Source organism: Cellulosimicrobium sp. I38E (assembly GCF_001647255.1).
Lineage (GTDB): Bacteria > Actinomycetota > Actinomycetes > Actinomycetales > Cellulomonadaceae > Cellulosimicrobium > Cellulosimicrobium cellulans_E.
The window spans coordinates 1-12,389 of sequence record NZ_LUAZ01000019.1 but is presented as its reverse complement, the minus strand read 5'-3'; the positions used below and the strand labels follow the sequence as shown (position 1 = coordinate 12,389).

The window sequence follows — 12,389 nt, the reverse complement described above, 5'->3', positions numbered from 1 at the left end:
CCGGGCGCGCACCCCGGGCGGTCGTCACGGTCCGAGCGACAGCACGCGACCGTCCGGGTCGTCCGGTCGGCGCGGCCGTAGCGTGGGCGGAGGCGGCCACGGGAGGTCGTAGCGCTCCACGGGGACGTCGATCGCGCCGAAGTCGTCGGTCTGCACGACCACGCCGTCCGGCGTGACCTCCACGAGCCGGACGCGCAGCGGCGGCGCGTCCTCCTGCTCGAGCATCCAGACGTCGGCCAGCCACGCGAGGCTGACCTCGTCGAGCGCCTCCTCGGCCTCCAGCCAGTCCACCGGTCCGGTCAGCTCGCGCCCGAGGAGCGAGACGGCGACCCAGGCGTCACCGTCGGGACGGATCCAGCCCACGTGCTCGCGGTCGTCGGGGCGGCGGTGCGGGATCCACTCGGCGGGCAGCATCCCGGCAGGCTAGCCGCCCACCGTCCCGCGAGCCACGGGATTGCGGCCCGGTCGCGCTCGTCCGCTCAGTCGACGGGGACCTGCTCGTCGCCCGACCCCTCGCGGAAGCCCTCGCCGAAGCCGTCGCGGTAGCCGCGGTCGTAGGCCTCGGCGCTCCCCTCCCGGAACAGGTCGTCGACCGAGGGCCGCACGAGCGAGCGCGCCCCGGGGCCGTCGTCGTCGCCCACGTACCGGCCGAGCCCCCGCACGACGGCGACGGGCCTCCCCGCCGTCTTGCCGCGCACGAGCTCGCTCGCGGAGGCCACCTCGTCGGCGACGGCGGTGACGGTCACGGAGAGGGGCCGGCCGTGGGCGTCCACGCCGCCGCGCAGGTCCTCGGCCACGACGATCCCCGCCGCGCCGATCGCGACGTCGACCAGCCCGTCGCGCCACGCGCGCCCCGCGGTGTCCGTGACCACGACGCCGAGGCGGGCGAGACCGAACCGCTCGCGCAGCGCGGCCCGCAGCGCCCGGGCCGAGGCGTCCGGGTCGAGCGGGAGCAGCAGCACCGTCCCCTCGGGCGTGTTGGACGCGTCGACCCCGGCCGCGGCCATGACCAGGCCCAGGTGGTTCTCGACGATGCGCAGCGGCGGCTGGCCCGGGCGCTCGCGCGTCGCGACGACGCGCACCGTCTCGTCCGTGATCGCCTGCTCGCGGTCCGCGGCGGCGACGACGCGGCCCTCCGCCTTGGACACGACCTTGCTCGTCACCACGACGACGTCGCCCTCCGCGAGCGCGTCGCCCGGCGCGGCCGCGGCGAGCAGGTCGCCGACGAGCGCGGCGAGGTCGTCGCCCGGGCGCACCTCGCCCAGGCCCGACGGCGCCCACACGGACAGGCGCGCGTCGTCACCCCCGCCGCCGGCGGGCACGCCTGCGCCTGCGCCGCCGGAGGTCATCGCGCCAGCTTCGGCAGGACCTCGCGACCGAAGACCTCGATCCACTCCCGCTGGTTGCGGCCCACGTTGTGGAGGTAGATCCGGTCGAAGCCGAGGTCGACGAACTTCTGGATGTACGCGCGGTGCTCGTCGGGGTCGGCCGAGATCACCATGCGGCCCTCGAAGTCCTCGGGGCGCACGAGCTTGGCCATCTGCTCGAAGTCGTGCGGCGAGCGGATGTCGGCCTTGGGGAACTTCATGCCGCCGTTGGGCCACTCGGTCATCGCGTTCGCGAGCGCCTCCTCGTCGGTCGCGGCCCAGGAGAGGTGGAGCTGGAGCACCTTGGGCATCGCCTGCGGGTCGCGGCCGGACTCGCGCACGCCGTCGTCGAACTTGCCGAACAGCATGGAGATCTTCTCCAGCGGCGCGCCGACCGTGATGAGGCCGTCCGCGTGCCGGCCGGCGCGCTTGGCCGTCACCGGGCCGGCCGTCGCGACGAGGATCTCGGGCGCGACCTCGGGCATGGTCCACAGGCGCGTGGACTCCATCTTGTAGAACTGCCCGGAGTGCTTGACGTCCTTGTTGTCCAGCCCCGACTGGAACAGCTTCTTGATGACGTCGATCGCCTCGAACATGCGGTTGATGCGCTCGGGCGCCTCCGGCCAGTAGCCCGCGACGACGTGCTCGTTGAGCGCCTCGCCCGAGCCGAGCCCGAGCCAGTGCCGACCGGGGTACATCGCGGCGAGCGTCGCGGACGCCTGGGCGACCATCGCGGGGTGCCAGCGGAACGTCGGCGCGGTGACGCCCGGCCCGAGGTCGCCCGTCGTGCGCTCGCCGAGCGCCGTGAGCACGTTCCACACGAAGGACGACTCGCCCTGCGCCGGGACCCACGGCTGGAAGTGGTCGGCCGCCATGGTGCCGGAGAAGCCGTGCTCCTCCGCGTAGGCCGAGAGCGCGACGGCCTCGGTCGGGTGGAACTGCTCCAGCATGGCGGCGTAGCCGATCGTCAGACCCATGCTCCGACCCTAGTACGCGCCGGGCGACGACTCGCCCGAGCGGGCCGGGGCCGTCTGCTGCGACGGTCCCGGCCAGGCGCCGCGCTAGAAGTAGACCGGTGTCAGCGCCGCGTACTCCTCGACGGAGCCGTTGCGCAGGCAGACCTCGATGATCTGCCGCCCCAGCGGGTCGAGGTCGTCGGTGAGAAACTGCCGGAGCTCGCTCGCGAAGAAGTCGGTGATGATCCGCGCTCCGGCGTCGTAGGCCTCGAGGCCGACCTGGGACTGGAGCTCCGGGCGCAGGAACGTGGGCCGCACGAGCTGGCCGTCGATCTTCATCTCGGTGAGCGTGTACCCGAAGAGCGGGCAGCGGGCCGGGGTGAGCTCCTCGGGGCGCAGGCGCCCACCCCCGCGCCGCGCGAGGTACTCGCGGGTCAGCCACTCGGCGGCGAAGTCGACCTGGTACGCGCCGATGTGCTGGTTGGGCGTCAGGACGTACCGGGTCCGGTCCATCTCCACGAGCTGACGCAGCAGGAGGTTCGCGGCCGCGACCTTGGTCCCGGTCGCGAAGGGCCAGTACGACCCGACGCCCTCCGCGACCATGCCGCCGTGCGCCAGGGCCTCCGTCGCCGACCGCGACTCGCCGATCGAGGGGTTCTTGTCGCCGCGCGGCGCGACGAGCCGCCAGATCCACGCGAGCGAGGCGGGGACGACGTGAGTCATGCCCATGATCCCGTAGGTCGGGTGGTCCCGGGTGCAGGCCGGCATGCGGGCGCCGAAGGTCCGGACGTCGACCTCCGCCGGCCCCGCGACGTCGGTGAGCAGGTGGCGGGGCACGACGACCCGCGGGTTGGGGCACCGCCGGCCGTCCGAGTCGAGCGAGTGCTCCCAGGGCAGCACGGTGGCGTCGGGGACGCCGTCGATGTTGAAGAAGACGAGCGGGACGTCGGGGTGGATGCACGCGCGCTCCAGGTGCGCGTCCTGGCCGTAGCCGGTGAGGTTGTCCACCCGCACGAACCAGCCTTCCTCCGCGTCCGTGACGACCAGACGGCCGTCGCCGGTCTGGAGCCCGGCGTGGCACAGCGTCATGTCGTCGGTGACGGGGGCGAGCGCGCTCGTCTCCCCGAGCGTGATGACGTACGGCTCGTCGGTCACGACGTTCGTGCCGAGCAGGATCCGGCCGTCCTCCTGCCGCCGGATCTCCTGGCACATCTCGGACTTGCCGCCGCCCGACGCGCCCTCGTGCATGACGACGGTCTCGTTCTCGTACGGCGTGGTGACGCGGACCGACGACGCGTGGGCCGTGACCCAGCCCTCGCGCTCGCCCACGTCGAGCAGGACCGAGAACACGCCCTTCTTCGCGCTCGGTCCGGGGTAGAGGTTGTAGGCGAACACCTCGTGCAGCGTCTCGGAGCGGTCGTGCACGACGACCTGGCGCCCGTCGAAACGGGTGTGGCGGAACGGCGGGGCGACGTAGAGGATCGAGCGCGGCTCGAACGGGCCGAGCTCGTCGAACGTGACCCACCCCTGGAGGTCGACGAGCGCGAGCGCGAAGAACGCGGCGTTGACGGGGCAGACGGCGAGGGACGGGTAGCCGTGGGTCCGCCCGCCGGCGCGGAACGGCACGACGACGAGCTCCTGGGTCCCGAGCCACGCGAGCGTCTCGTCCTTGACCGGGCCGAACCCCGTCCCGAAGACGTCGCGGTAGCGCGGCTTGTCGGTCGGCAGGTCGTCGGCGATGCGCATGCAGTCCGGGTCGCGCCGGCGCATGTAGTCCTCGGGGTAGTTCACGGCGATCCCGTTCCGGCACCGCACGACCTCCGCCTCGGGCACGAGCGTGCCGTCGGCGTCGTACTCCACGACGAACCGCGGTCCCCCTGCTGGACCGAGCGCGAGACGGTACAGCTCGTCGCGCGAGGACGGGACGACGAGGTCCGGGCACCCTGCGAGCGCCGCCTCGAGCGCCGGCGGGAGGACGACGCCGGGTGGCAGCGCCGCGGTCGTGGACGCGCTGTCGGTGGTCGTGAGGGTCATGGTTGCTCCCGGTGGTCGGCGCGAGGGACGAGATCGAGGTGCGCCCACGAGCACCCGGGTCTTTGCGTGCAGGTTACGAGCCGATGACCAATCACCCCCAGGGACCTTGGACCCGTCATGAGGTGCCCCAGAGGTCGGGCGCGCGTGCCCGCGCCACGCGGACCCCGATAGCCTCTCGCCGGTGAGCGCCCCTCCCCCGACCGACGTGACCCTGGACACGCGAGCCCTCGTGGAGCCCGTGGACCGCGCGGCGGTGCGCGCGCACCACCGGGAGCTCCGTCGCCGGGCGCGCGCGGGACGAGCGCGCACGAGATCCTCGGTGGCGTCCCGGGTGCTCGCCCGGGTGCTCGGAACCACCCTCCTCGCCCTCCTGCTCGCCCTCGCGGTGTTCGTCGTCGGCGCCGTCCTCGCCCTCGTCGTGGTCGGCCTCGTCGCCGCCGGAGTCGCCGTCCCGGTCGCCGTCGGGCTCGTGGCGGCCGGCGTCCTCGCGGTCGGTCTCCTCGTCGCCCGGGGCGTGCGGGGGTCGTCCACCCGGGAGCACGAGCTCGCCTACCGGCTGAGCAGGTTCGCCGCGGCGAACGGGTTCGAGGTCGAGCCGCGGGTCGACGAGCCCGCACGGCCCAGCGGGGCGTTCGACGTCGGCATCCTCCGCATCGCCCGGAACGTCGTCCGCACGCGGGGCCCGCGCACCGTGGAGGTCGCGACCTACACCTACAGCGCCGGCTACCGCGACGGCGAGCCCTTCGCGTTCACCTACGCCATGGTCGCCCTCGACCGCACCCTGCCCCGCGTCGTCGTGGAGACGATGCCCGCCCGGGGCGTGCGGGGCGCCCGGGCGCCGCGGGGGGTCGAGCGCGTGTGGGAGCTGCCGGTCGAGGGCCCGTTCGGCGACCGGCACCAGGCCTACGGGCCCGTGCGGTCCGCGACCGGCACCGCGCGCGCCGTCTTCACCCCGGAGATCGTCGAGATGCTCGTCCGCGGTCCCCTCCCGCTCGCGGCCGAGGTGTCCGGTGACCGGCTCTTCCTGTTCAGCGAGCGCGCGCTCGACCTGCTCGACCCCGCGGTCTGGGAACGCCTCCTGGGCACGGCGACCGACCTGGCCGCACGCCTGTCCCGCGCGGACGGGCCCGGCGGTCCGGGCGGTGCGCCCGGCACCCGGTGACGACGGCGGCCGGGACCGCGAGACGCCGTCGGGAGCGGCCCTGAGATCTGGGAGAATGGGCGACCATGAGCGACTTCCCGACGAACGCGCCGACGGGCGCGGCCGATGCCACTGCTGCAACGACCTCCTCCGCCGGCCGCGTAGCCGGCGACGTCGTCCGCGCGGTGGTCGCGGGAGTACCCGACCGGGTGAGCCTCGACGGGCTCGAGGAGACGTACGACGCGCGCTGGGCCGAGCAGGGGACGTACGCGTTCGACCGCTCGAAGGCCCGCGAGCAGGTCTTCTCCATCGACACCCCGCCGCCGACGGTCTCCGGGTCCCTCCACGTGGGCCACGTGTTCTCCTACACGCACACCGACGTCGTCGCGCGGTTCCAGCGCATGCGCGGCCTCGAGGTGTTCTACCCGATGGGCTGGGACGACAACGGCCTGCCCACCGAGCGTCGCGTGCAGAACTACTACGGCGTGCGCTGCGACCCCACGCTCCCCTACGTCGAGGGCTTCGAGCCCCCGCACGAGGGCGGCGAGGGCAAGTCGGTCAAGGCCGCGGACCAGGTGCCGGTGAGCCGCCGCAACTTCATCGAGCTGTGCGAGCGTCTGACCGCCGAGGACGAGAAGCAGTTCGAGGCGCTGTGGCGCCGGCTCGGGCTCTCGGTCGACTGGGCGCAGCACTACCAGACCATCGACGCGCGGTCGCGCACGGCCGCGCAGCGCGCGTTCCTGCGCAACCTCGGCCGCGGCGAGGCGTACCAGGCCGAGGCGCCGGGGCTGTGGGACGTGACGTTCCAGACGGCGGTCGCGCAGGCCGAGCTCGAGGCGCGCGACTACCCCGGGCACTTCCACAAGGTCGCGTTCCACCGCGTCGCGCCGGGCACGCCCGACGACGGCGCGCCGGTCTACATCGAGACCACGCGCCCCGAGCTGCTCGCCGCGTGCGTCGCGCTCGTCGCGCACCCGGACGACGAGCGCTACCAGCACCTGTTCGGCACCTCGGTGCGCTCGCCGCTGTTCGACGTCGAGCTGCCCGTCCTGGCCCACCCCGCCGCCGAGCGCGACAAGGGCGCGGGCATCGCGATGTGCTGCACGTTCGGCGACCTCACCGACGTGCAGTGGTGGCGCGAGCTCCAGCTCCCGACGCGCTCGATCATCACGCGCGACGGTCGCATCACGCGCGAGACGCCGGAGTGGATCACGTCGCACGCCGGCCAGGGCGTGTTCGCCGAGATCGAGGGCAAGACGACGTTCTCCGCGCGTCAGGTCGTCGTCGACGCCCTGCGGGACGCGGGCGACCTCGACGGCGAGCCGGTGCCGACCCAGCGCAAGGCGAACTTCTTCGAGAAGGGCGACAAGCCCCTCGAGATCGTCACGTCGCGCCAGTGGTACATCCGCAACGGCGGCCGCGACTGGACGACGGCCGACGGCACGACGCGCGACCTGCGACAGGAGCTGCTGAACCGCGGCAAGGAGCTCGCGTTCCACCCCGACTTCATGCGCGTGCGCTACGAGAACTGGGTCGGCGGCCTCAACGGCGACTGGCTCATCTCGCGCCAGCGCTTCTTCGGCGTCGCGATCCCGCTGTGGTACCCCGTGCTCGAGTCGGGCGAGGTCGACCACGACCACCCGATCGTGCCGTCCGAGGACGTCCTGCCCGTCGACCCGTCGTCCGACGTGCCGGCCGGGTACACCGAGGACCAGCGTGGCGTGCCGGGCGGGTTCGTGGGCGAGAACGACATCATGGACACCTGGGCCACGTCGTCGCTCACGCCGCAGATCGCGGGCGGCTGGGAGGTCGACCCCGACCTCTTCGAGCGCGTCTTCCCCATGGACCTGCGCCCGCAGGGCCAGGACATCATCCGTACGTGGCTGTTCTCGACCGTCGTGCGCTCGCACCTCGAGTTCGGCTCGCTGCCGTGGAAGAACGCCGCGATCTCGGGCTGGATCCTCGACCCCGACCGCAAGAAGATGTCGAAGTCCAAGGGCAACGTCGTCACGCCGATGGGCCTGCTGGAGGAGCACGGGTCGGACGCCGTGCGGTACTGGGCGGCATCGGCTCGCCTGGGCACGGACGCCGCGTTCGAGGTCGGGCAGATGAAGATCGGCCGTCGCCTCGCGATCAAGATCCTCAACGCGTCGAAGTTCGCGCTGTCGTTCGGGGTCGACGCCGAGACCGGGACGGGCGAGATCGTCCTCGACCCGGCGCTCGTCACCGAGACGCTCGACCGCGCGATGCTCGCCGGGCTCGCGTCGGTCGTCGAGAAGGCGACCGAGGCGTTCGAGGCGTACGACCACACGCGCGCCCTCGAGACCACGGAGACGTTCTTCTGGACGTTCTGCGACGACTACCTCGAGCTCGTCAAGGACCGTGCGTACGGCGCCGGGGCCGCGGCGTCCGACGTGTCGACCGAGACCCGGTCGGCGCGCGTCGCGCTCGCGATCGCGCTCGACACGCTCCTGCGCCTCTTCGCGCCGTTCGTGCCCTTCGCGACCGAGGAGGTCTGGTCGTGGTGGCGCGCGTCGGAGGGCTCGATCCACCGCGCGCCGTGGCCGACGTCCGACGTCGCGCGCGCGGCGGCCGGCGACGCCGACCCGGCCGTGCTCACGGCCGCGGGACACGCGCTGGCCGCGCTGCGCAAGATCAAGTCGGAGGCGAAGGTCTCGATGCGTACGCCGATCCTCGCGGCGCAGGTCGCCGTCCCGGCGGCATCCCTTGCCGGCGTCGAGGCGTCGGTCGTCGACGTCCGCAACGGCGGTCGCGTCACCGGCACGCTCGACCTCGTCGCAGCCACCGAGGGCCAGGGCGACCCGGCCGTCCAGGGCGGGATCGTCGTCGTCTCCTCCGAGCTCGGCGAGCCCGAGGCCCGCAAGAAGGCCTGACGACCCACCCCGGTGGTGGGCATGGAACGGGCCCGGTTCTGACCGCAGAACCGGGCCCGTTCCATGCCACAGCAGCCGAGGGGTCAGATGATCTCGCCGCGCAGCCGCGCGTCGTCGCCGGACATCGTGGCCGCGACCTCGCGCGGCGTGCCCTCGTCGGCCCAGCGCAGGGTCGCGCCGACCCCCTCGATGAGCTCGACGCTGCCCTCGGGCGCGAACGTCAGCCCGGCGTCCTGGCCGATCGCGGCGCGGACGAGCGCGACCGTCGCGGGCAGCTTCTCGAGGCCGTCGGTGACCCCCAGGTCCTGGATCTCCTCCTTCGTCGCGGCGATGTGCATCGGGCTCGGCCCGATCCACAGCGAGCGGCCGTCCAGGGCGGCGTCCTGACCGTACTCGTCGGCCAGGACGAGCTCCTTCACCTGCCCGCGCGCGAGGACCGCCACGACGTCCTCGACGGACGTCACGGCGCCCGACTCGCGGCCCTGCTCCTGGCGGAACTCCGCGAGGACCTTCTCCCGTCGCCGCTCGCGGAAGCTGTCGAGCGCGTCGGCGACGTTCGACTCGAACGCGGCCTCGTTGATGCCCGGCCCGCGACCTCCTCCCGGGACCTCGACCACGCGATCGGCGATGGCGTGGCCGAGCGCGCCCCGGACGAGGGGCACCGCACGCACGTCGCCGGTGAGGAGCACGAGCTCGGGTCGGTACTCCGCCGCCTGGCGCTCGAGCTCGGCCGCGACCGCCTCGGCGTTGCGCTCCCACGAGTCCTCCGCGCGCGACTCGATGCGCTTGTGCGACAGCCCGCCGGTGCGGACCTTGTTGATGACGTCGTGGCCGCCCTCGACCGACTCGGGCTCGGCGTACGGCAGGTGCCCGCCCGCGACGGACCACGTGAGGTCCGCGCCCTGGCGGTCGACGACGACGCGCACGTAGTCGACGGACTCGTCCGCCGCGCGCGCCGCCTGGAGCAGTGCGGGAACGGGCCCCCACGACCCCTTGGTGAGCGCCGGCGGGTCCTTGACGACGCGATCGACCAGCACACCCGTGTCGTCCGCGATCAGCACGCGCCCGTGGGTGCCGCCGACCCGCGTCGGCCGCAGCACCACCTCCTCGAGGTCGTCGAGCACGGCGTCGGGCGCGCCCTCCTGGCGCAGCGTGCGCCGCACGCCCTTCCAGCGGTTCTCGACCTCGCGGTCCCCGGCCTCGTTGGCCCGCGTGGCGTCGATGTACACCGTCGCGAAGGGGCCCGGGTGGCCGAGGAGGGGCTTGAGCCAATCGATCTTCATGCGAACACCTCTAGCGTCCGTCGGCGTGGCGGGCGGGCCGCCCGGCGCGCGGGTCGTACCGACGCCGGGGCCCACCCTGGGACCCCTCCAGGGTCTGTCAGATCGACCGGGGTCGCCACCGCGCGTCAGGCGCGTCCTCCGCGGGCGCCGAGCGTCAGGAGTAGGTGTCGAGGACGGGCGTTCCCTCGCCCGACGCGGCGTGCTCCGCCGCGATCCGCTCGTGGTGGCGGATGACCTCGCGGACGATGAACTCGCGGAACTGCTCCGCGAACTCCGGGTCGAGGCCCGCGGCACCGGCGATCCCCGTGAGACGCGCGATCTGCTGCCGGTCCCGGTCCGGGTCGGCCGGGGGCAGCCCGCCCTGCGCCTTGAGCTCCCCGACCCGGCGCGTGAACTTGAACCGCTCGGCGAGCAGGTGCATGAGCGCCGCGTCGATGTTGTCGATGCTGTCGCGCAGCGTGAGGATCTCGGCGGGGACGGCGGGCGGGCCGGGCTGGTTCGTCACCACCTGATCCTAGGCGCGCCCGGCGACCGCCGAGGAACGCGATACTCGGAGTACGGAGTAAAGTGTCACGCCGTCCCTACCTGCCGTCCCACTCAGCGGAGAGTCCCATGACGGAACACGCGTCGCCGAGCCTCGTCGAGGTCTCCCCCACGGCGACCATCAGCACCCTCCTCACCGACCGCGTCGCCCGCGGCCCTCACGCGACGCTCGTCGAGCGCCGGACCACCGCGGACGGCCCCTGGGAGCCCGTCACCGCGCAGGAGTTCGAGGCGGACGTCGTGGCCGTCGCGCGCGGCCTCGTGGCCCGCGGCATCGAGCCCGGCGACCACGTCGCGATCATGTCCCGCACGCGCTACGAGTGGACGCTGCTCGACTTCGCCACGTGGGCCGTGGGCGCCGTCCCCGTGCCCGTCTACGAGACCTCGTCGGCCGAGCAGGTGCACTGGATCTGCTCCGACGCCGCCGTCCGCCTCGCCGTCGTGGAGACCGCCTCCCACGCCGCCGAGGTGGCGTCCGTCCGCGACCGCCTCCCCGACCTGGAGGACGTGCTCGTCGTCGAGGACGGCGCCGTCGACGCCCTGCGCGCCGCGGGCGCCGACGTCCCCGCGGACGAGATCGACCGCCGTCGTGCCGCCCAGCGCGTCGACGACCTCGCGACGGTCATCTACACCTCCGGCTCGACCGGGCGGCCCAAGGGCGTCGAGCTCACGCACCGGAACTTCGTCCACCTCGCCCTCAACGGCCGCGCGGGCCTCGCCGAGATCCTCGACTCCGACGGTGCCCGCACCCTCCTCTTCCTGCCGCTCGCCCACGTCTTCGCGCGCTTCATCCAGGTCGTCGTCGTCGCGTCGAACGCCGTGCTCGCCCACTCGTGGGACACGAAGAACCTCGTCGCCGACCTCGGGACGTTCCACCCGACGTTCCTGCTCGCGGTGCCGCGCGTCTTCGAGAAGGTCTACAACACCGCCGAGCAGAAGACCGGGACCGGTGCCAAGCGCAAGGTCTTCCACTGGGCCGCCAAGGTCGCGATCACCTGGTCGCGCGCGCTCGACACCGCGGGCGGGCCGTCGTTCGGGCTGCGCGTGCAGCACGCCGTCGCCGATCGGCTCGTCTACTCGACCCTGCGCGCCGCGATGGGCGGGCAGCTCACGTACTCCATCTCCGGCGGCGCGCCCCTCGGCGAGCGGCTCGGCCACTTCTACCGGGGCGTCGGGCTGCGCATCCTCGAGGGCTACGGCCTCACCGAGACGACCGCCCCCACCGCCGTGAACCTGCCCGGCCTCACCAAGATCGGCACCGTCGGGCCCGCGTTCCCCGGCACCTCGCTGCGCATCGACGACGACGGTGAGCTCCTCGTCAAGGGCGACCACGTGTTCCGCGGCTACCGCAACCAGCCCGAGCTCACGGCCGAGGCGCTCCAGGACGGCTGGTTCCGCACCGGCGACCTCGGCGCGTTCGACGACGACGGCTACCTGCGCATCACCGGCCGCAAGAAGGAGATCATCGTCACCGCCGGCGGCAAGAACGTCGCCCCCGCCGTGCTCGAGGACCGCCTGCGCGCCCACCCGCTCGTGAGCCAGGTCGTCGTCGTGGGCGACCAGCGCCCCTTCATCGGCGCCCTCGTCACGCTCGACGCCGAGATGCTGCCCGGCTGGCTCTCGACCCACGGCCTGCCGGCCATGGACGTCGGCACCGCCGCGCAGGACCCCGACGTCCTCGCTGCGCTCGACCGCGCCGTCGCGCACGCCAACGAGGCCGTCTCCCGCGCCGAGTCGATCCGCAAGATCACCGTGCTCACGACCGACTTCACCGAGCAGAACGGCTACCTCACCCCGTCCCTCAAGGTGAAGCGCGGGCTCGTCATCAAGGACTTCGCCGACACCATCGACACCCTCTACGGCGCCAAGGTGGGCGCCGACGCCTGACCGAGCCCCCCGCCCCGGTCCCCCGAGGTAGAGCCGTGGTTCTTGTGCTCGGCGGCGTGTGGCCGGGTTGGGTGGTCGGGGTGGGTGGTGGTGCCGCGTCTACCATCCGCCGCTCGTTCCTCGCGGCTCCCGCCAGGCCCGCCACGACGCGGCACCACCACCCACCCCGCCCTGCTCCGTCTCACCCTGGTCGTTGCTCACCTTGGGCGACCGCCCGCGGGGTGGGGCTCGGCCCGCGCCGCGCGGCCGGCCAGGCCGCGCGACCGGCCGGGTCGCCGCACCGC

At 73.5% G+C, this 12,389-nt stretch carries 9 protein-coding genes; 3 read left to right on the top strand and 6 right to left on the bottom strand.

Annotated features, from left to right (window positions below; all coding sequences use genetic code 11):
- Positions 1–24 precede the first annotated feature (24 nt).
- The 4 genes from A0J59_RS06805 to A0J59_RS06790 all read right to left on the bottom strand — a co-directional run bounded on the left by A0J59_RS06805 (position 25) and on the right by A0J59_RS06790 (position 4,357).
- Complete coding sequence (locus A0J59_RS06805; RefSeq protein ID WP_047232623.1) at positions 25–414, bottom strand: hypothetical protein; 390 nt, start codon at positions 412–414, stop codon at positions 25–27.
- Between the two features lie 65 nt (positions 415–479).
- Positions 480–1,349 carry a coenzyme F420-0:L-glutamate ligase gene (gene cofE / locus A0J59_RS06800; protein WP_064315653.1) on the bottom strand — a complete coding sequence of 290 codons (870 nt, stop codon included), beginning with the start codon at positions 1,347–1,349 and terminating at the stop codon, positions 480–482.
- Entirely contained in the window at positions 1,346–2,344 is a 999-nt protein-coding gene (locus tag A0J59_RS06795) for a TIGR03557 family F420-dependent LLM class oxidoreductase (protein ID WP_047232622.1), read from the bottom strand. The genes cofE and A0J59_RS06795 overlap by 4 nt, the downstream gene beginning before the upstream one ends.
- Before the next feature lie 84 nt (positions 2,345–2,428).
- Positions 2,429–4,357, bottom strand: a complete 1,929-nt coding sequence (locus tag A0J59_RS06790; protein WP_047232621.1) for a DUF4914 family protein — start codon at positions 4,355–4,357, stop codon at positions 2,429–2,431.
- Positions 4,358–4,538: 181 nt separating this feature from the next.
- Between A0J59_RS06790 and A0J59_RS06785 the strand changes: the two genes are divergently transcribed.
- Together A0J59_RS06785 and valS are read left to right on the top strand one after the other, a co-directional pair.
- Positions 4,539–5,519: a hypothetical protein gene (locus A0J59_RS06785; protein ID WP_156532860.1), complete on the top strand. Its 981-nt coding sequence runs from the start codon at positions 4,539–4,541 to the stop codon at positions 5,517–5,519.
- Positions 5,520–5,584: 65 nt separating this feature from the next.
- Positions 5,585–8,392 carry a valine--tRNA ligase gene (gene valS / locus A0J59_RS06780; RefSeq protein ID WP_064315651.1) on the top strand — a complete coding sequence of 936 codons (2,808 nt, stop codon included), beginning with the start codon at positions 5,585–5,587 and terminating at the stop codon, positions 8,390–8,392.
- 83 nt (positions 8,393–8,475) lie between these two features.
- Here valS and A0J59_RS06775 read toward each other — a convergent pair whose 3' ends face one another.
- Positions 8,476–9,675, bottom strand: coding sequence for a Vms1/Ankzf1 family peptidyl-tRNA hydrolase (locus tag A0J59_RS06775; protein WP_047232618.1), 1,200 nt, complete (start codon positions 9,673–9,675; stop codon positions 8,476–8,478).
- Positions 9,676–9,829: 154 nt separating this feature from the next.
- Positions 9,830–10,180, bottom strand: coding sequence for a chorismate mutase (locus A0J59_RS06770; RefSeq protein ID WP_047232683.1), 351 nt, complete (start codon positions 10,178–10,180; stop codon positions 9,830–9,832).
- Positions 10,181–10,287: 107 nt separating this feature from the next.
- Between A0J59_RS06770 and A0J59_RS06765 the strand changes: the two genes are divergently transcribed.
- Positions 10,288–12,105 (top strand): long-chain fatty acid--CoA ligase, encoded by a 1,818-nt coding sequence (locus A0J59_RS06765; protein WP_064315650.1) that lies wholly within the window; start codon positions 10,288–10,290, stop codon positions 12,103–12,105.
- The last annotated feature ends 284 nt before the right edge of the window (positions 12,106–12,389 follow it).

Coding starts and splice junctions, on each gene's coding strand:
- A0J59_RS06805 (WP_047232623.1), bottom strand. CDS start 414: ATGCTGCCCGCCGAGTGGATCCCGCACCGCCGCCCCGACGACCGCGAG.
- cofE (WP_064315653.1), bottom strand. CDS start 1,349: ATGACCTCCGGCGGCGCAGGCGCAGGCGTGCCCGCCGGCGGCGGGGGT.
- A0J59_RS06795 (WP_047232622.1), bottom strand. CDS start 2,344: ATGGGTCTGACGATCGGCTACGCCGCCATGCTGGAGCAGTTCCACCCG.
- A0J59_RS06790 (WP_047232621.1), bottom strand. CDS start 4,357: ATGACCCTCACGACCACCGACAGCGCGTCCACGACCGCGGCGCTGCCA.
- valS (WP_064315651.1), top strand. CDS start 5,585: ATGAGCGACTTCCCGACGAACGCGCCGACGGGCGCGGCCGATGCCACT.
- A0J59_RS06775 (WP_047232618.1), bottom strand. CDS start 9,675: ATGAAGATCGATTGGCTCAAGCCCCTCCTCGGCCACCCGGGCCCCTTC.
- A0J59_RS06765 (WP_064315650.1), top strand. CDS start 10,288: ATGACGGAACACGCGTCGCCGAGCCTCGTCGAGGTCTCCCCCACGGCG.